The organism is Pseudomonas sp. NPDC086581 (assembly GCF_044746165.1).
In the GTDB taxonomy this organism is placed as follows: Bacteria; Pseudomonadota; Gammaproteobacteria; order Pseudomonadales; family Pseudomonadaceae; genus Pseudomonas.
Genome location: NZ_JBIVBR010000008.1, coordinates 123,015 through 142,461 on the forward strand (window position 1 = coordinate 123,015; position 19,447 = coordinate 142,461).

Consider the following 19,447-nt stretch of genomic DNA (forward strand, 5'->3'; position numbering starts at 1 on the left):
TCCTACAGACTTTTGGCGTTCTCCTCGGCCTGCTGCCAGCCGCCGCCGAGGGACTTGTAGAGCAACACCAGCGTGGTCGCCACGGCCTCGCGGCTGCGCACCTGCTGTTCCTCTGTGGCCAGCAGTTCGCGCTGGGCGCTGAGCACATTGAGGAAGTCCACGGCGCCGGCCTTGTACTGCTCGCGGGCGTTGGCCAGGGCGGTGCGGCCATGCTCGGCGGCCGTATCAAGGCTCGCCAGGCGGCGCTGGTCTGCAGCGTAGTCGGTGAGCGCGTCGTCCACTTCGCGCCAGGCGTTGAGTACGGTACGGCGGTAAGCGATGGCCGACTCCTGCTGTTGCGCCTCGCGCAGGGCGAGCGTGCCCTTCAGGCGACCGCCTTCGAAGATCGGTAGCGACAGGCTCGGGCCGATGCCGAAGGTGCGGCTGTTCCAGTCGCCGAAGTTGGACAGTTGCAGCGCCTGGAAGCCGAAGTTGCCGTTGAGGCTGATGCGCGGATAGAAGTCCGCCTTGGCCACGCCGATGCTGGCGGTGGCGGCGTGCAGCGCGGCTTCGGCGCGGCGGATGTCCGGGCGGCGCTGGGCCAGCTCCGAAGGCAGGCCGACTGGTACGCCATGCGGTGGCTGCGGTAGAGGCTTGGCCTGGGCGAGTGAGGCCTGTAGCGCGCCGGGTGCTTCGCCGAGCAGGTAGCCCAGGGCGTTGATCAGCCGCGCCTGGCGCTTCTGGCTGTCGGGCAGGCGCGCTTCGATGCTGGCGACCTGGGTCAGCGCTTCTGCCACGTCGAGTTCGGTGGCGACTCCATCGGCGCGACGCAGGCGGGTCAGCTCCAGACTGCGCTGGGCGATCTTCAGGTTGCTGCGGATGATGGCTTCCAGGTCCTGCTCGGCGCGCAGTTGCAGGTAGTTGCGAGCGGTTTCTGCGAGCACCGAGACCAGCACGTCGCGGCGGCTTTCCGCAGTGGCCTGGACGTTGGCGTCAGCGGCTTCCAGTTCGCGGCGCACGCGGCCCCAGAAATCAAGCTCCCAGGACAGGTCGAAACCGCCGTCGAGCTGATTGAAATTGTCCTTGCCGGATTGGCCGGACGGGTCGCTCAGGCCGACCGCGCTATTGCGCTTGCGCTGGTAGCCCAGGTCCGCGCCGACGTTGGGCACGGCATCGCCGCCCAGCGCCTCGCGGATCGCCCGGCTCTGCTGCAGGCGCGCGTCGGCTTCGCGCAGGTCGAGGTTGGCTTCTGCCACGCGGCGTTGCAGGTCGTTGAGCTGCGGGTCGCCCAGCAGCGTCCACCACTGCGCTTCCAGCGGCGCATTGAGCGCCTGGCTAGGCGTGTCTCCGCGCCGGGCGGACCAGTCCACCGCGTCGGCATCGCCTGGGCGCTGGAAGTCCGGGCCGACGCTACAAGCGCCGAGTGCCAGCAGGGCAAGCAGCAGAGGCGTGCGGGCGGCGATCATTGCGCAGCCACCTTCTGTTCTTTTTCGACGGTCTGGCCGGTTTGCTTTTCGGTATCTATCCGCGCAATCACCGACATGCCCACGCGCAGCCGGTCGCGCAGCGGCTGGTCGGCGTCGAGGACAATCTTCACCGGGATGCGCTGGACGATCTTGGTGAAGTTGCCGGTGGCGTTGTCCGGGGCGATGGGGGCGAAGCTCAGGCCGGTGGCCGGGGCGATGCTGTCGACGTGGCCGCGCAGCGTCTCGCCGGGGAAGGTGTCGATGCTGATTTCCACGGCCTGGCCGGGTTGCACCTCGGTCAGCTGGGTTTCCTGGAAGTTGCCGACCACGTAGGCGTTCTGCAGCGGCACCACCGCCAGCAGCGCATTGCCCGGCGTGGTGTAGGCGCCGACGCGCACGGCGCGGCGGCCGACCATGCCGTCGAAGGGCGCACGGATCTCGGTGTACGACAGGTTCAATTGCGCCTGCCGCAGTTGCGCTTGACCACGCTTCAATGCGCCGAGGGCTTCGGCCTGCTGAGCCAGCAACACGTCGAGCTGCTTGCGGGCGGCGAGGGCGGCAGCCTTGTCCTTGTCCAGCACGGCCTTCGCCGAGTCGACGCGCGAGCGCGCCTGCTGGGCATTCTGCAGCGTGCCGGCGCCCTGGGTCGCGAGGTGCTGGTAGCGGTCCAGTTCCTGCGTGGCAAAGGTCAGCGCAGCCTGATCGGCCTGCACCTGGGCGGCACTCTGGGCGATCACCGCCTGCTGGCGTTCGAGGTCGGCGGCGACGTGGTGATGACGCGCCTCGGCGGCCAGCACGTCGGCCTCGGCGGCTTCCAGCGCGGCGTGGTAGTCACGGGCATCGATGCGCGCCAGGACCTGCCCCGCCTTCACCGACTGGTTGTCTTCCACCAGCACTTCCTCGATGAAACCGGCGACTTTCGGCGCCACCAGGGTGAAGTCGGCGTGGATATAGGCGTCGTCGGTGCTCTGCTCGCGGGTGGGGCCCAGCAGGCGCAGCAGCAGGTAGACGACGAGGGCGAGAAGCAGCACGGCAACCAGGGCCAGACTGCCGCGACGGGAGCTCAGTTTCGACATGGGCAGACCTTTCATTGATTAGGGACGACAGGGCGCGGCGGATAGACCCGCAGCGGCATCAGGGGAATCAGCACGAGCAGGGCGGCGGCCAGCCACGACATCGCCAGCAGTGTGTCGGAGGCGGCGAGCACGCCGGCCTGGCCACGCACCTGGCCGGCCAGGCGACCGATGTTCTCGGCGCCGCCCAGTTGCTCCAGGCGCAGGCCGAGAGCTTGGGAGGCGTTGCCCAGATGATCGACCAGGCGGTTGGAGTGGTAGTGCTCGCGCCAGGTCATGAGGAACGAGACGATGGCGCTGCCCATTACCGCCGAGAAACCGCGCACGCTGTTGAACCAGGCCGAGGCGAACGGTCCTTCGATGGGGGCGACGACGCTGGTGGCGGACATCAGTAGCGGCACGATGGCCATCGGCTGGCCGATAATCTGCAACGCCAGAAGCCAGTAGAAGTTCTCCCGCGTCCACTCGCTGGTGAGCTGGCTCATGCCGAAGGCCGAAAGCCCGCAGAGGCAGATGCCGATGGCCAGCACCCAGCGGCAGTCGACCCTAGGGATGTTGCACAGCGCGGCCACCAGCGGCAGCGAGAGCAGTTGCGGCAGCGCTACCAGCAGTGCCATGGGTGCCGATTGCAGCGGCCGATAGCCGTGCGCCGAGGCGAGGTAGGACGCCGGCACGCCGGAGCATGCGCCGAGCACCACCAGCACGCCGGCCAGGGTGATCAGTGCGTGGGTGAAATTGCGCCGCTTGAGGATGTCCAGGCGGAAGAAGGGCAGCGGGTGCGTCCATTCGTTGATGAAAAAGGCTGCCAGCAGTCCGGCGCCGCCGATGACCAGCAGGACGACCAGATCGGATTCGAACCAGTCCAGCCGCTCGCCCTGCAGCAGGCCCATCACCAGCATCAGGATGCCCGGCAGGCCGAGGGCAAGGCCGAGGTAATCGAACTGGCGCAGGCGCTCCAGGCGCAGCGGGTCCTGCGGGATGCCCCAGGCGACGGCGGCCAGCGCGACCGCGCAAAGCGGGATGACCTGCCAGAACACCCACTGCCAGCCGACGAACTCTGTCCACAGCGCTGCCAGCGGCATACCCAGGTTCGGCGCAAAGGTGGCAGTCAGTGCGTAGGCGCCCAGGCCGTAGAGCTTGATCCCCGGCGGCAGGAAGCGCAGTGCCACGGTCATCAGCATCGGCGGCATACAGCCGCCGGCGAATCCCTGCAGCAGGCGCAGCAGGTAGAGCGTCTCGACGTTCGGCGCGAACGGGCAGAGCAGCGCGAGCAGGGCGAAGCAGGCGATGGCGCCGAGGGTGAAGCGGCGCAGCGACACGGTGACCGAGAACCAGGGCGCGAAGGCCATGGCGGCAACTTGCGCCGCCGAGTACAGGGCGATCAGCCAGGTGCCTTCGTCGTGGCCGATGGACAGCGCGCCACGCACGTCGGTCATGGCCAGGTCGGTGACTTTTTCGTTGAGGCCGGCGCTGAGGGAGGCGATCAGCACGCCGATCATGCCGACCACGATGCGCAGACCGAATGGCTGGGCAACAGGGGCGGCAGGCTTCGCGGGTTGCGGGCTGGTGGCGGAAATCGGGGCGAGCGCGGTCATGGCCGGCCTCCACGGGGATGGCCGATACCGCCGCCCTGGGGCGGTGCTGTGCAAGGCATAGGAATCAACTCGGGTATTTGCGACCGAGTCTAGGGAAGGGCGATAGCTGTGGAAATTGAAATGATTGCAGCTAATTAGTGCGCTGGGTGCACTTTATGTGCGGTCAGCCCAGCAGCCCGGAGCTCTCGCGCAATTCGATGCAGACGCGCTTCACCGTTTGCCGCAGCCAACTGTGCGCGGGGTCATTGTCGAAGCGTGGGTGCCAGGCCTGGATGATCACCACCGATTTGAGCGGCAACGGAATGTCGAACTGGCGCAGGGCGAAGCCCAGGCGGTCCAGGCGCCATAGCGAGTGCTCCGGAATGGGCAGCACCAGGTCGGACTCCAGCAGCGCGAAGATCGAAGAATGGAAGGTCGGGGCGGTCAGGCGTATTTCCCGTTGCAGCCCAAGGTTGGCCAGTTCTTCGTCAATCGGTCCGCGGGATTTGCCGCGCCGCGACACGCTGACCTGAGGGAAGGAGGCGAAGCGCTCTGCGGTAATTTCGTCGTTGAAGATGGGGTGGTCGCGCCGCGCCAGGCCGACGAAGTTGGTGGTGAACAGCGTTTGCGTGCGGATTTCCGGCTCGAGCGTGGAGGCGCCACCGATATACAGGTCGATGCGGTTCTGCCGCAGGGCTTCATCGTCGAAGTCGGCTTCCGGTGCGATGCGCAGGCTGCAGCGCGGCGCTTCTTCCTTCATCACCGCGAGCATGCGCGAGGCGAAACCGCCCACCAGCACGTTGTTGGAACGCAGCACGAAACAGCGTTCGAGCTGGTCCATGCGCAGGTTTTCCTTGGCGTTGAACAGGCGCATGGCGTGTTCCACCAGGTCGCTGACTTCTTCGCGTAATTGCAGCGCTCGCGGCGTGGGCACCAGGCTGCGCCCGGCGCGAACCATGATCGGATCGCCCACCGCCTCGCGAATGCGCGACAGGGTACGGCTCATCGCCGGTGGGCTGAGGTGCATGCGCCGCGCAGCGCCGACCACGCTGCCCTCTTCGAGCAGAATATTGAGGGCGACCAGCAGGTTGAGATCGGGCAGGGCCATGGCGACTCCGGAGGGTTGGCGCAATGTCATTCATGTTCCATTGCGACGGGCCCGATGGGCAAGCGTGCGTTTCATGCAATGGTCCTTTACGTTTTGCGTGCCTTTACGCTCCGCGCGGTGGCCCGAAGAATGGTGGCGGATTTCGTTTCACCAAGGAGAAAGGCATGTTCAAACGGGTTCTTCTGGCCATCGACGGCGCACCGCAGTCACCGCGCATTATCGCGACAGCTGGTGAGCTGGCACGTTGCAACGGGGCGCAGGTACATGTGGTTTGCGCGGTGGACCGTGCCTTCGCCATGCCGCGGCAGGACGCCCTGGAGTACCCGCCGGCCGAACAGGAACAACACGAGGCGCAGGCGCTGGTGGACGAGGCGGTGGCGCAGTTGCAGCCCTGTGTTGCGTCGGGCGCCGTGGTGGCGGGTGATCCGGCACGGGCTATCCTGCGCGAGGCCGAGAGGCTGGAGTGCGACCTGATCGTGATCGGTCACCGGCACCTGGGACGCATCGAACGGCTGCTGGACCCCTCTGTGGGGCAGCGGGTGATCGAGCGGGCGCCGTGTCCGGTGCTGGTCGAGGTGCGGGAGTAGGAGCGCCTGTTGGCTCCGTGCCGTGCGGTGCGGTTCGCGAGCAAGGACTAGGCGTCCCCCTCGGTCCTACAGGTCAACGCCGGCGTGCTCTTCGTAGGAGCGAGCTTGCTCGCGAACCCTACCGGATTCCGATATTGCCGGCTAACGCCGAGGCTCCTTGCAGGAGCCGGCCATGCCCGCGATCGCGCGCTTGGCGCGCTCCTACCTGGGTGGATTTACGCGGGTTGCCGCGCAAAGGTGCCGGAAAGAAAAGCGGCCCCGGCGCCGGGTTGGTCCTGAGCGAGGACCCGGCGCCGGAGCCGTAAGGGGTCAACCGCGGCGATGCACGTTGCGGCCGTGCGCGAAGGTCTCCTTCACGGTACGGTCGTCGCCGAGGATGACCAGTGCGAAGAGTTTCTCCTCCAGGGTCTTCGCCTGTTGCAGGCGATAGTCCAGCAGCGGGGTGGCTTTGTAGTCGAGGACCACGAAGTCGGCCTCGTTGCCCTGGGCGAAGCTGCCGACCTTGTCGTCCAGCTCCAGCGCGCGGGCGCCGCCGAGGGTGGCCAGGTACAGCGACTTGAACGGGTCGAGCTTGATGCCCTGCAGCTGCATGACCTTGTAGGCCTCGTTCAGCGATTGCAGCTGGGAGAAGCTGGTGCCGGCGCCGACGTCGGTGCCCAGGCCGACCTTGACCTTGTGCTTCTCCAGCTTCGCCAGGTCAAACAGGCCGCTACCCAGGAACAGGTTGGAGGTCGGGCAGAAGGCCACAGCCGAGCCGGTTTCCGCCAGGCGCTGGCATTCGCCGTCGCACAGGTGCACGCCGTGGGCAAACACCGAGCGCGGGCCGAGCAGGCCGTGGTGGTCATAGACGTCCAGGTAGCCCTTGCGCTCCGGGAACAGTTCCTTGACCCACTCGATTTCCTTGAGGTTTTCCGACAGGTGCGTGTGCAGGTACACGCCCGGATGCTCCTTGAGCAGACGGCCGGCGGCGTCCAGCTGTTCCGGGGTACTTGTGGGCGCGAAGCGCGGGGTCACTGCGTAGAGCAGGCGGCCCTTGCCGTGCCAGCGCTCGATCAGCGCCTTGCTGTCGGTGTAGCTGGTTTCGGCGGTGTCGGTAAGGTAGTCCGGCGCGTTGCGGTCCATCATCACCTTGCCGGCGATCAGGCGCAGGTCGAGCTTCTGCGCGGCGCCGAACAGCGCGTCCACCGACTGCGGGTGCACGGTGCCGAATACCAGCGCGGTGGTGGTGCCGGCGCGCAGCAGTTCCTTGAGGAAGATGCCGGCGACGTCGGCGGCGTGGGCCGGGTCGGCGAACTGCTTTTCCGTGGGGAAGGTGTAGGTGTTCAGCCAGTCCAGCAGTTGCTCGCCGTAGGAGGCGATCATGCCGGTCTGCGGATAGTGGATGTGGGTGTCGATGAAGCCGGGGGTGATCAGCGCGTCACGGTATTCCACCACTTCGACGCTGCCCAGTTGCGGCAGCAGGTCGGCAGCGTGGCCGAGGCGGGCGACCTTGCCGTCTTCCACCAGCAGGATGCCGTCCTCGAAGTACTGGTAGGACTTCTCCACGCCGACTTCGGCCGGGTCGGCGACGCTGTGCAGGATGCTGGCGCGGTAGGCTTTGGCTTGAGTGCTCATCGATCTCTCTTCAGTCGTGTTTCGGGGCCGGGGCGCGCGCAGGCGCCGGGGCGAGATGGGCATGCGCCCATGCTACGGAAATTTCAGGCGCCGCTTTCGGCCGTGCGGGCGCGGCGGCTGGTGGGTAACAGTTTGGCCACGGTGTTCTCGCCTTTGCCGGTCTCCTGACCGAAGGTGGCGTTGTAGGTGGCGATCACCTCGCCGGCGATGGACACGGCGATCTCCACCGGCAGCTTGCCCTTCACCTCGCTGATGCCCATGGGGCAGCGCATGCGTTGCACGGTGTCGGCGGTGAAGCCACGGTCGCGCAGGCGGTGTTCGAACTTGGCGCGCTTGGTGTCGGAGCCGATCAGGCCGAAATAGGTGAAGTCGTTGCGCTCAAGAATCTTCGCGGTCAGCTCCAGGTCCAGCGCGTGGTTGTGGGTCATGACGATGAAGTAGCTGCCGGCGGGCATCTCGTCGATCTCGTCGATCACTTCCTCGTTGATCACGCGGGTCACGCCCTCGGGGATGTAGCCGGGAAATTCGGCCTCCCGCGAGTCGATCCAGCGCACTTTGCACGGCAGGCTGGCGAGCAGCGGTACCAGCGCGCGGCCGACGTGGCCGGCGCCGAACACGGCGATGTGTGCCTGCGGCTGGCCCATGGGTTCGAACAGCAGCACGGTCGCGCCGCCGCAGCACTGGCCGAGGCTGGCGCCGAGGCTGAAGCGCTCCAGCTTCGGTTCGCGCTCATGGTTCTGGAGCATCTCGCGGGCGATAGCCATGGCCTTGAATTCGAGGTGGCCGCCGCCGATGGTGTCGTAGGCCTTGTCGGCGCTGACGACCATCTTCGAGCCGGCGTTGCGTGGGGTCGAGCCGCGCTCTTCGATGATGGTCACCAGCACGCTGGCTTCGGCGCGCTGTTGCAGGTCGGCGAGGGCACTGATCCAGTTCATGGCTTCAACCTCTGAGGCTGGGCTTCTCGTAGGAGCGAGCTTGCTCGCGAATGGATTTCCCGGCGGCTACGGCACTGGGCGGTTCGCGAGCAAGCTCGCTCCCACAGGTTCCTGAAAGGGTGGGGCGCCACGGGCAGGGCGGAAGACGGAAGTGGGGACGCCTCTCCCGGCCAGTGGTGCCCCATGGTCACATCACGCCGGCTCGACCTGAGCCGGTGCCTTCTCGGCCTGGGCAGCTTTGAGCTTGCGCATCTGCTCCACGCCCCAGAGCACGCGCTCGGGGGTGGCCGGGGCGTCGATCTGCGGCTGGGCGCGGTAGTCGGCCAGGCTCGCCACGGCATCCTTGATCGCGCAGAACACCGAGATGCCCAGCATGAACGGCGGCTCGCCGACGGCCTTGGAGTGGAACACCGTCTGCTCGGGGTTCTTGCGGTTCTCCACCAGCTTCACCCGCAGGTCGATGGGCATGTCGGCGATGGCCGGGATCTTGTAGCTCGCCGGGCCGTTGGTCATCAGCTTGCCCTTGGCGTTCCAGACCAGCTCTTCCATGGTCAGCCAGCCCATGCCCTGGACGAAGCCGCCTTCCACCTGGCCGATGTCGATGGCCGGGTTCAGCGAGGCGCCGACATCATGGAGGATGTCGCTGCGCAGCATCTTGTACTCGCCGGTGAGGGTGTCGACGATCACTTCCGAGCAGGACACGCCGTAGGCGAAGTAGTAGAACGGCCGGCCGCGCGCCTGGCTGCGATCGTAGAAGATCTTCGGCGTGCGGTAGAAACCGGTGGAGGAGAGCGATACCTGGCTGAAATAGGCCTGTTGCACGAGTTCCTCGAAAGGCAGGATCTGGTCGCGCACGCGCACCTGGTTGTTGCGGAACTCGACGTCTTCCTCGGTCACCTTCCAGTGCTTGGCGGCGAACTCCACCAGGCGCTGCTTGAGGGTCTCGGCGGCGTTCTGCGCGGCCTTGCCGTTCAGGTCGGCGCCCGACGAGGCGGCGGTTGGTGAGGTGTTGGGCACCTTGTCGGTGTTGGTCGCGGTGATCTGCACGCGGTCGATGTCGACCTGGAAGACCTCGGCCACCACCTGGGCGACCTTGGTGTTCAGGCCCTGGCCCATCTCGGTGCCGCCGTGGTTCAGGTGGATGCTGCCGTCGGTGTAGATGTGGATCAGCGCGCCAGCCTGGTTGAGGAAGGTGGCGGTGAAGCTGATGCCGAATTTCACCGGGGTCAGCGACAGGCCTTTCTTCAGCACCGGGCTATTGGCGTTGAATTCGCGGATTTCGGCGCGGCGCTTGGCGTACTCGGAGCTGGCTTCCAGTTCCTCGGTCATTTCCTGCAGCAGGTTGTGTTCCACCTGCTGGTAGTAGTGGGTGACGTTGCGCTCGTCCTTGCCATAGTAGTTGCGCTTGCGCACTTCCAGCGGGTCCTTGCCGAGGTGGCGCGCGACCGCGTCCATGATCTCCTCGATGGCGACCATGCCCTGCGGGCCGCCGAAGCCGCGGTAGGCGGTGTTCGACGCGGTGTTGGTCTTGCAGCGGTGACCGTTCACCGTGGCGTTGCCGAGGAAGTAGGCGTTGTCGGAGTGGAACATCGCGCGGTCGACGATGGAGCCGGAGAGGTCCGGCGAGTAGCCGCAGTTGCCGGCCAGCTCGATGTGGATGCCGTGCAGCAAGCCGTCGTCCTCGAAGCCCACGTCGTATTCGACGTAGAAGGGGTGGCGCTTGCCGGTCATCTGCATGTCTTCGACGCGCGGCAGGCGCATCTTCGCCGGGCGACCGGTGAGGCGCGCGATCACCGCGCACAGGCACGCCGGTGCGGCAGCCTGGGTTTCCTTGCCACCGAAGCCGCCGCCCATGCGGCGCATATCGATGACGACCTTGTTGAAGGAGATGCCCAGCACTTCGGCGACCAGCTTCTGCACTTCGGTGGGGTTCTGCGTCGAGGTGTAGACGATCACGCCGCCGTCTTCGGTAGGCATCACCGAGGAAATCTGTGTCTCCAGGTAGAAGTGTTCCTGGCCGCCGATGTGCAGGGTGCCCTGAATGCGGTTCGGCGCGGTGGCGAGCTTGGCTTCGGAATCACCGATCTTGTGCTGGTGGCTGTCGAGCACGAAGTGCTTCTTGTGCAGCGCTTCGACCACGTCGAGCACCGGCTCCAGGTCTTCGTACTCGATGATCGCGGCCATGGCGGCCTTGCGTGCGGTTTCCAGGCTGTCGGCGGCGACGGCGATGACCATCTGGCCGACGTACTCGACCTTGCCATCCGCCAGCAGCGGGTCGCCGGCGACGACCGGGCCGATGTCCAGCTGGCCGGGGACGTCATCCTTGGTGATGGCGATGGCGACGCCGGGGAACTGGTAGCAGGGGCTGACGTCCAGCTTGGTGATGCGCGCATGGGCGCGGTCGCTCATGCGGGCATAGACGTGCAACTGGTTGGGGAACTCCAGGCGGTCGTCGATGTAGATCGCCTCGCCGCTGACGTGCTTGGGCGCACTCTCGTGCTTGACGCTGCGGCCCACGCCGGTGGTGAGGTCGGCGCGGAACAGGGCAGTGAGTTCTTCCTGGCTCTTCTGGTGCTTATGCATAGTGGGTCACCCGGGTCACGGCCTGAGGGGCTTCCAGTTCCAGGAAGCACTTGCGCAGCAGGTTCTGCGCGGTGAGCAGGCGGTATTCCTTGCTCGCACGGAAGTCGGTGAGCGGAGCGAAGTCCTCGCTCAGTGCCTGCGCGGCACGCTCGAAGGTGGCGCTGTTGAAGGTCTGGCCGAGCAGTGCGGCTTCGCAGGCGGCGGCGCGTTTCGGGATGGCGGCCATACCGCCGAAGCCGGTGCGCACGGCGGTGATCCGGCAGTTCTCCACGGTCAGGTTGAAGGCAGCGCAAACGGCGGAGATGTCGTCGTCCAGGCGCTTGGAGACCTTGTAGGCGCGGAACGCCTGGCTGGCCTGCGGGCGCGGGATGATCACCTGCTCGATGAACTCGCCTTCCTGGCGCGCGGTGACCTTGTAGTCGATGAAGTATTCGTCGATCGGCAGTTCGCGACGTTCGTTGCCCTTGCGCAGTACCAGGCGCGCGCCCAGTGCGATCAGCAGCGGCGGCGAGTCGCCGATGGGCGAGGCGTTGCCGATGTTGCCGCCCAGGGTGCCCTGGTTGCGGATCTGCAGCGAGGCGAAGCGGTGCAGCAACTCGCCGAAGTCCGGGTAGTCGCGGGCCAGGGTTTCGTAGCAGTCGGTCAGCGGAGTCGCGGCGCCGATCTCGATGCGGTCGTCGAAGACTTCGACGCGCTTCATTTCCTCGACGTGGCCGACGTAGATCATCACTGGCAGTTCACGGTGGAACTGGGTGACTTCCAGGGCCAGGTCGGTGCCGCCGGCGAGCAGGCGCGCCTGCGGGTTGGCGGTGTAGATGTCGGCGAGGTCGGCGATGGTCAGCGGCAGCAGGCAGCGCTTGTCGCCGCTGTTCAGTTCGGCGGTCTCGCGCGGGGCGATGGCTTTCAGCTGGGCGATGATCTCGGGCTGGGCGACGTCGAACTGGTCAGGTTGCTTCTGGCAGCAGGATTGCTCGGCGGCATCCAGGATCGGGCGGTAGCCGGTGCAGCGGCAGAGGTTGCCGGCGAGCGCTTCATGGGCCTCGGCCTTGCGCTCGTCGGCGGTCTCGCCCGCGGTGTTCTTCTGCAGGGCGAACAGCGACATGACGAAGCCGGGGGTGCAGAAACCGCACTGCGAGCCGTGGCAGTCGACCATGGCCTGCTGCACGCCGTGCAGTTCGCCGCGGTGCTTCAAGTCATCGACGCTGATCAGCTGCTTGCCGTGTAGCGAGGAGACGAAGGTCAGGCAGGAGTTGAGGGTGCGGTAGCGGATGCGCTCGGCACCTTCTGCGCCGACCAGTTCACCGACGACCACCGTGCAGGCACCGCAGTCACCGGAGGCGCAGCCCTCCTTGGTGCCTGTCTTGCCCAGGTTCTGGCGCAGGTAGTTGAGCACGGTGAGATTGGGATCGAGGCGGTCTTCGACACGCAGCTCGCGATTGAGCAGGAACCTGATCAAGGCTTGCCTCCAGGCTGATTCTTGTTTTTGGTAGGGCACTGGAGGCGAATCTATGGAAAGCTGACTTTTGAGTCAATAAAATTTCTGTCTCAATGGTCAGAAAGTTTTTCGGCGGGTGATGAATGGTGTGATGGGGGCAGATAGGCGGGCGCTCCTGCCGCTCCGTAGGGCGCATAACGCGCCAGCGTTCTCCGCCGCGGGGCAACGGCGGATAACCCGTCCCGGGTTATGCGCCTTACATCCTGCGCTCCACGCCATCCTGCGTAGAGCGGCGGATTCAAGAAGGCAGAAAGAAAAAAGGCGGCAAGCCGGGGTAGGGCTTGCCGCCAAGGCGTGGAACTCGTCGATCAGGCCTGCTGGGTAGCGCTCAGCTGGTATTCCTCGCCGGCGTAGTAGGCGCGCACGCGGCGGTCCATCACCGCCCGCCAGAGCGGTGGGAACAGCGCGAGGACGATCATCCCGGCGTAACCGTTGGGCAACTGCGGGCTCTCGTCGAAGTGCCGCAGCACCTGGTAGCGGCGCTTGGCGTTGGCGTGGTGGTCGGAATGGCGCTGCAGGTGGAAGAGGAACAGGTTGGTCAGCAGGAAGTTGCTGTTCCAGGAGTGCTCATGGGTGGTTCGCTCGTAGCGCCCGGTGTCCAGGCGGCGGCGGTGCAGGCCGTAGTGCTCGACGTAGTTGACGATCTCCAGCAGTGTGAAGGCCATCACCGACTGGCCGATGAAGTACACCGCGCCGATCCAGCCAAAGGCGACGCTGAAGCCGACCAGGAACAGCGCGCTGATCACGTACCACCAGATCAGTTCGTTGCGCCAGTGCAGCGCCGGCAGGCCCTTGCGCTTGAGACGTTCGGTCTCCAGCCGCCAGGCATTGAGGAAGTTGTGCTTGTAGGCGTGGGGCAGGAAGGCGTACAGGCTCTGGCCGTAGCGCGAGGACGAGGCGTCTTCCGGTGTGGAGACATGCACGTGGTGGCCGCGCACGTGCTCCACCTTGAAGCCCGCGTAGCAAACCGCCGCCAGCAGCAGGCCTCCGGCGTTCTGCTCAAGTTCCGGGTCCTTGTGGATCAGTTCGTGGGAGACGGTGATGCCGATGGCGCCCATGACCGTGCCGACCGACAGAATCCAGCCGAGCTGACCGACCCAGTTCCAGGCGTCATACGTGGCCAGCACCCAGCCGCCGTAGACCAGCATGCCCAGCAGCAGCGGCACGGTCAGCAGGCTGAGGAAGCGGTAGTAACCCTCGCGCTCCATGGGCGGGACTTCTTCGACCTCGTCGGGGTTGGCCGGGTCGCGGCCGACCACGAAGTCCAGCAATGGGATCACCCCGAATACCACGGTGATAACCAGCCAGGGCCAGGCGTTGGGGTATTGACTGCCATAGGACCACCAGTAGCTGACGGGAATACCGAATACGGGAACCAGCCAGATCCAGTAGCCGGCTTTTTTAAGACGCAACATCCAGGCAGGGGAAAGAAACAAGGCGAACATGGACGACTCCCGATACGTCTTTTATGTAGGATTGTCAGACAATCCTGCGCCTGATCCATCGGAAGCACGCACCAACCTTTGTTCTGTCGTCCCCCTTGGGCGGGGGATGGCGCGGTAACACCCTGTGTTACACTTCGCGTCCGCAATACCCCCTCGAAAGCGCCCCGATTCTTAAGGACAACCATGACGTTCAAGGCCCCGGACAGCCTGGCTGAGCAGATCGCGCATCACCTTGCCGAACGCATCATCCGGGGCGAACTCAAGGAACGCGAGCGTATCCAGGAGCAGAAGGTCACTCAGACCCTCAATGTCAGCCGCGGCTCGGTCCGCGAAGCGCTGCTGATCCTCGAGCGCCGCCATCTGGTCGTCATCCTGCCGCGGCGCGGTGCGCAGGTTTCCGAACTGTCCGCCGCGCACGTCGAAAGCCTCTATTCGCTGGTGATGGAGCTCTACATCATGCTCGCCAGCAGCGTGGCGCGGACTTGGCGCGAAGAAGCCGACCTGGCGCCGTTCATGGCGATCCAGCAGCGCCTGCTGGACGAACTCGAGCGCGGAGACATCAACGCCTTCGTCGAATCCAGCTTCGACATCATGCGCGCCGCCTTCCCGTTCGCCGCCAACCCCTACCTGCAGGAAACCGTGGAAAATCTCCTGCCGGCCATCAGTCGCACCTATCATCTGGCCCTGGAACGCCGCAAAGGCGAGATGAGTCAGTTCATTGGCAGCTTCGAAAACCTGCTGCGCGCGGTGGTGGGCCGCGACGAGGCGGGCATCCGCGAGGTCCTGCTCGACTACGGTAGGCACAACAGCCAACTGGTCCTGGCCGCACTGGCTGAACGATAAGCTCTCAATAAGAGACGGAAAGGGGGAAGAGGGCGCATGCGGCTCAAGTGCATCAAGCTGGCGGGCTTCAAGTCCTTCGTCGACCCGACGACGGTCAATTTCCCGAGCAATATGGCGGCCGTGGTCGGCCCCAACGGCTGCGGCAAGTCCAACATCATCGACGCCGTTCGCTGGGTGATGGGCGAGAGTTCGGCGAAGAACCTCCGCGGCGAGTCGATGACCGACGTCATCTTCAACGGCTCCAACACGCGCAAGCCGGTGACCCAGGCGTCGATCGAACTGGTGTTCGACAACTCCGACCAGACCCTGCTGGGCGAATACGCCAGCTACGCCGAGATTTCCATCCGCCGCCGCGTGACCCGCGACGGCCAGAACACCTATTTCCTCAACGGCACCAAGTGCCGGCGCCGCGACATCACCGACATCTTCCTCGGCACCGGCCTGGGCCCGCGCAGCTACTCGATCATCGAACAAGGCATGATCTCCAAGCTGATCGAGGCCAAGCCCGAGGATCTGCGCAACTTCATCGAGGAAGCCGCCGGCATCTCCAAGTACAAGGAGCGCCGCCGCGAGACCGAGAACCGCATCCGTCGTACCCAGGAAAACCTCGCGCGCCTCACCGACCTGCGCGAAGAGCTCGAGCGACAGCTCGAACGCCTGCACCGCCAGGCCCAGTCGGCGGAGAAGTACCAGGAATTCAAGGCCGAGGAACGCACCCTCAAGGCCCAACTTGGCGCCCTGCGCTGGCGCGACCTGAACGAGCAGGTCGGGCAGAAGGAAAAGGTCATCGGCGACCAGGAAGTGGCCTTCGAGGCGCTGGTGGCCGAGCAGCGCAGCGCCGACGCCAGCATCGAGCGCCTGCGTGACGGCCACCACGAGCTGTCGGAAACCTTCAATCAGGTGCAGGGCCGCTTCTATTCCGTGGGCGGCGACATCGCCCGCGTCGAGCAGAGCATCCAGCACGGCCAGCAGCGCCTGCGCCAGTTGCAGGACGATCTGCGCGAGGCAGAAAAGACCCGCCAGGAAACCGAATCCCACCTGGGTCACGACCGTACCCTGCTCGCCACTCTGGGCGAGGAACTGGAGCGCCTGGCCCCGGAGCAGGAAATCAGCGCCGCCGCCGCCGAAGAGGCCAGTGTCGGCCTGGAAGACGCCGAGCAGCGCATGCACGACTGGCAGCAGCGCTGGGACGCTTTCAACCAGCAAAGCGCCGAACCGCGCCGTGAGGCGGAAGTGCAGCAGTCGCGCATTCAGCACCTGGAACAGAGCCTGGAGCGCCAGGGCGAGCGCCAGCGCCGCCTGAATGACGAGCGCACGCAACTGGCCGCCGACCCGGAAGACGCCGCGATCCTCGAACTGGGCGAGCAGGTCGCCGCCATTGAATTGTTGCTGGAAGAGTCGCAGATCGAGGAACAGGAACTGGCCGAGCGCCTGGAGCGCGTACGCCAGTCCCTGCAGGAAAGCACCGCCGCGCAACACCAGGCGCAAGGCGAGCTGCAACGTCTGAACGGCCGCATCGCCTCGCTGGAGGCTCTGCAGCAGGCAGCGCTCGATCCGGGCGACGGCACCGCGCAATGGTTGCGCCAGCAAGGGCTGGAGCAGCGCCCGCGTCTCGCTGAAGGCCTGCGCGTAGAGGCAGGTTGGGAGCTGGCGGTGGAAACCGTGCTCGGCGCCGACCTGCACGGCGTGCTGCTGGATGACGTGAAGGGGCTGCCGTTCGACGCGCTGGAGAAAGGCGAGCTGCGCCTTCTCGATCTGGCCGCTGGTGCCGTTTCCCGTCCCGGCAGCCTGCTGGACAAGGTCGAGACCAACGTCGACCTGAGCTACTGGCTGGGCCGCGTACGCCCGGTGGAAACCCTGGAACTGGCGTTGGTCCAGCGTGCCTCGCTGGGTGACGGAGAAAGCCTGATCAGCCGCGACGGCTACTGGGTTGGCCGCAACTTCCTGCGCGTGCGCCGGGGCGAATCCGCCGACGGCGGCGTGCTGGCGCGCGGCCAGGAACTGGAGCGCCTGTACGGCGAGCGCGAGATGCTGGAGCAGCGCCTTGCCGAGATCGATGAACAACTGGTGCGCCTGCGCGATGAGCAGCGCCAGGCCGAGGAAGGTCGCGACCAGGTGCGTCGCCGCCTGCAGGACGAAGGCCGCCGCCAGGGCGAGCTAAAGGCGCAGCTGTCCGCGCAGCAGGCCAAGGTCGAGCAGCTGACCCTGCGCCGTCGCCGTCTGGACGAAGAGCTGGCCGAGCTGGCCGAGCAGCACGCTATGGAGCAGGAACAACTGGGCGAGGCCCGCCTGAGCCTGCAGGAAGCGCTGGACGCCATGGCCGTGGACACCGAGCGCCGCGAATCGCTGCTTGCCGAGCGCGACGGCATGCGCGAGAAGCTCGACCGCATCCGCCAGGAGTCCCGCCAGCACAAGGATCACGCCCATCAATTGGCTGTGCGCGTGGGCTCCCTGCGCGCCCAGCACGAATCCACCCGCCAGGCGCTGGAGCGACTGGACGGCCAGGCCGTGCGCCTGGTCGAGCGTTGCGAGCAGCTTAATCTCAATCTGGAGGAGGGCGCCGCGCCGCTGGAAGAGCTGCGCATGCGCCTGGAAGAGCTGCTCGACCGGCGCATGGCGGTGGAAGACGAACTCAAGCACGCGCGCTTGGCGCTGGAAGACGCCGACCGCCAGCTGCGTGACGCCGAGAAGCGCCGCACCCAGGCCGAGCAGCAGTCGCAACTGCTGCGCGGCCAGCTGGAGCAGCAGCGCATGGAGTGGCAGGCCCTGAACGTGCGGCGCAAGTCGCTGCAGGAACAGCTCCACGAGGATGGCTACGACCTGCACGGCGTGTTGGCCACCTTGCCCCACGACGCCGCCGAGAAGGTCTGGGAAACCCGCCTGGAAGAACTGGCCGCGCGCATCGGTCGCCTAGGCCCGATCAACCTTGCGGCGATCGAGGAATACCAGCAGCAATCCGAGCGCAAACGCTATCTGGACGACCAGAACGACGACCTGGTGGAAGCGCTGGATACCCTGGAAAACGTCATCCGCAAGATCGACAAGGAAACTCGCAATCGCTTCAAGGAAACCTTTGACCAGATCAATGCTGGCCTTCAGGCATTGTTCCCCAAGGTTTTCGGCGGTGGTCATGCCTATCTGGAACTTACCGGCGAGGATCTACTCGATACCGGGGTGGCGATCATGGCGCGGCCGCCGGGCAAGAAGAACAGCACCATCCATCTTCTGTCCGGTGGCGAAAAGGCCCTGACCGCTCTGGCGCTGGTGTTTGCGATCTTCCAGCTGAACCCGGCACCGTTCTGCATGCTCGACGAAGTCGATGCGCCGCTGGACGATGCCAACGTCGGCCGTTATGCGCGGCTGGTGAAGGAGATGTCGGAGAAAGTGCAGTTCATCTATATCACCCACAACAAGATCGCCATGGAGATGGCCGATCAGTTGATGGGCGTGACCATGCATGAACCGGGTTGTTCGCGTCTGGTGGCAGTGGATGTGGAAGAGGCTGTTGCGCTCGCCGAAGCGTGATCGTCCAGGCGAACTTGAGCTATGCTGGCAAGATGCTTTGTTTCCAGCCTAACGCATTGATTTGATTGGGGTAGGGTTCACTTCGGGTGCGCAACTGGCGACCGCTATGAAAAGTTGCAAAGAGTGCGGCGGAGTGTCGCCTCAGACAGTGTAAAGTTATGTGAGAGCGTGTTAGCTTAACCCCCACTTTTGTATCGCGTGGAAAACATCAGTCAGAACATGAAGTTGGCTCCACGTTTTCAAGGGATAGGATGTCCTTTTTTTCATCATCATTTTTTGTTCAGGGGCTACGGGATTAGATGGATATCGGTCTGCGCGAATGGCTGATCGTCATTGGGCTTATCGTCATCGCCGGCATTCTGTTCGACGGTTGGCGTCGCATGCGGGGTGGCAAGGGCAAGTTGCGTTTCAAGCTGGATCGCCAGTTTGCCAACCAGCCCGATGACGGGGACGAAACCAACCCGGAACTGCTCGGGCCTTCCCGGGTAGTCGAACACCTAGAGCCGGGGCTGGACGAGGAAGACCTGCCCAAGGTCAGCGCCAAGGAATCTCGCGGCAAGCGCCGCGGCGAGCCGCGCCAGGGTGACCTGAACCTGGACGACCCGGCGCCGAACCTGCTCGGCCCGCTGGACGAAGAGGATTTCCCCAATCCGCTGGACGAAGTGCCGGCAGAGAAGGACAAGCCGAAGAAAGACCGCAAGAAGGACAAGGAGCGCACAGCTCCTGCAGCTGCTGCTCCGTCGGCGCCGCAGGCGCCGGTCGACGAAGTGCTGATCATCAACGTGATCAGCCGCGACGAGAACGGCTTCAAGGGCCCGGCGCTGCTGCAGAACATCCTCGAAAGCGGCCTGCGCTACGGCGAGATGGACATCTTCCACCGTCACGAGAGCATGGCCGGCAACGGTGAAGTGCTGTTCTCCATGGCCAACGCGGTCAAGCCGGGCACCTTCGATCTGGACAACATCGACCAGTTCAGCACCCGCGCGGTGAGCTTCTTCCTTGGCTTGCCGGGCCCGCGACATCCCAAGCAGGCGTTCGATGTGATGATTGCCGCCGCCCGCAAGCTGGCTCAGGAGCTCAATGGCGAGCTGAAGGACGAGCAGCGCAGCGTGATGACCGCGCAGACCATCGAGCACTACCGTCAGCGCATCATCGACTTCGAGCGACGCGCGCTGACCCAGAAGCGCTAAGCTTTCCGCACGCTGCACAAAAAGCCCCAA

The 19,447-nt window shown here is 65.4% G+C and carries 13 protein-coding genes; 4 read left to right on the forward strand and 9 right to left on the reverse strand.

The window, feature by feature from the left end; genetic code table 11:
- Positions 1 to 2 precede the first annotated feature (2 nt).
- The 4 genes from ACIPK7_RS17300 to ACIPK7_RS17315 all read right to left on the reverse strand — a co-directional run bounded on the left by ACIPK7_RS17300 (position 3) and on the right by ACIPK7_RS17315 (position 5,200).
- Positions 3 to 1,445 carry an efflux transporter outer membrane subunit gene (locus ACIPK7_RS17300; RefSeq protein WP_401089125.1) on the reverse strand — a complete coding sequence of 481 codons (1,443 nt, stop codon included), beginning with the start codon at positions 1,443 to 1,445 and terminating at the stop codon, positions 3 to 5.
- Positions 1,442 to 2,521, reverse strand: coding sequence for an HlyD family secretion protein (locus ACIPK7_RS17305; RefSeq protein ID WP_401089127.1), 1,080 nt, complete (start codon positions 2,519 to 2,521; stop codon positions 1,442 to 1,444). Before ACIPK7_RS17305 ends, ACIPK7_RS17300 begins: the two co-directional genes overlap by 4 nt.
- A gap of 11 nt (positions 2,522 to 2,532) precedes the next feature.
- Entirely contained in the window at positions 2,533 to 4,113 is a 1,581-nt protein-coding gene (locus tag ACIPK7_RS17310; RefSeq protein ID WP_192432904.1) for an MFS transporter, read from the reverse strand.
- A gap of 163 nt (positions 4,114 to 4,276) precedes the next feature.
- On the reverse strand, positions 4,277 to 5,200 hold the full coding sequence (locus tag ACIPK7_RS17315; protein ID WP_192432905.1) for a LysR family transcriptional regulator: 924 nt from the start codon (positions 5,198 to 5,200) through the stop codon (positions 4,277 to 4,279).
- 164 nt (positions 5,201 to 5,364) lie between these two features.
- Between ACIPK7_RS17315 and ACIPK7_RS17320 the strand changes: the two genes are divergently transcribed.
- On the forward strand, positions 5,365 to 5,787 hold the full coding sequence (locus ACIPK7_RS17320; protein ID WP_192432906.1) for a universal stress protein: 423 nt from the start codon (positions 5,365 to 5,367) through the stop codon (positions 5,785 to 5,787).
- Between the two features lie 309 nt (positions 5,788 to 6,096).
- Here the strand turns inward: ACIPK7_RS17320 and guaD are convergent, their stop codons facing one another.
- The 5 genes from guaD to ACIPK7_RS17345 all read right to left on the reverse strand — a co-directional run bounded on the left by guaD (position 6,097) and on the right by ACIPK7_RS17345 (position 13,859).
- Complete coding sequence (gene guaD, locus ACIPK7_RS17325) at positions 6,097 to 7,401, reverse strand: guanine deaminase (protein WP_401089130.1); 1,305 nt, start codon at positions 7,399 to 7,401, stop codon at positions 6,097 to 6,099.
- 83 nt (positions 7,402 to 7,484) lie between these two features.
- Positions 7,485 to 8,336, reverse strand: coding sequence for a xanthine dehydrogenase accessory protein XdhC (gene xdhC, locus ACIPK7_RS17330; RefSeq protein WP_401089132.1), 852 nt, complete (start codon positions 8,334 to 8,336; stop codon positions 7,485 to 7,487).
- Positions 8,337 to 8,528: 192 nt separating this feature from the next.
- The gene (gene xdhB / locus ACIPK7_RS17335; RefSeq protein WP_401089134.1) at positions 8,529 to 10,919 is read right to left on the reverse strand and encodes a xanthine dehydrogenase molybdopterin binding subunit; all 2,391 of its coding nucleotides are present in this window, start codon (positions 10,917 to 10,919) and stop codon (positions 8,529 to 8,531) included.
- Positions 10,912 to 12,375, reverse strand: coding sequence for a xanthine dehydrogenase small subunit (gene xdhA / locus ACIPK7_RS17340; RefSeq protein ID WP_401089136.1), 1,464 nt, complete (start codon positions 12,373 to 12,375; stop codon positions 10,912 to 10,914). Before xdhA ends, xdhB begins: the two co-directional genes overlap by 8 nt.
- A 347-nt stretch (positions 12,376 to 12,722) precedes the next feature.
- Complete coding sequence (locus ACIPK7_RS17345) at positions 12,723 to 13,859, reverse strand: alkane 1-monooxygenase (protein ID WP_192432911.1); 1,137 nt, start codon at positions 13,857 to 13,859, stop codon at positions 12,723 to 12,725.
- A 183-nt stretch (positions 13,860 to 14,042) separates the two neighbouring features.
- Between ACIPK7_RS17345 and ACIPK7_RS17350 the strand changes: the two genes are divergently transcribed.
- The 3 genes from ACIPK7_RS17350 (at position 14,043) to zipA (ending at position 19,417) form a co-directional block, all read left to right on the forward strand.
- A complete protein-coding gene (locus ACIPK7_RS17350) occupies positions 14,043 to 14,702 on the forward strand; it encodes a GntR family transcriptional regulator (RefSeq protein WP_081518575.1) in 660 nt (219 codons plus the stop codon).
- 36 nt (positions 14,703 to 14,738) lie between these two features.
- Positions 14,739 to 18,227 (forward strand): chromosome segregation protein SMC, encoded by a 3,489-nt coding sequence (gene smc / locus ACIPK7_RS17355; protein ID WP_192432912.1) that lies wholly within the window; start codon positions 14,739 to 14,741, stop codon positions 18,225 to 18,227.
- A gap of 299 nt (positions 18,228 to 18,526) precedes the next feature.
- Complete coding sequence (zipA, locus tag ACIPK7_RS17360; RefSeq protein WP_401089139.1) at positions 18,527 to 19,417, forward strand: cell division protein ZipA; 891 nt, start codon at positions 18,527 to 18,529, stop codon at positions 19,415 to 19,417.
- Positions 19,418 to 19,447 lie beyond the last annotated feature (30 nt).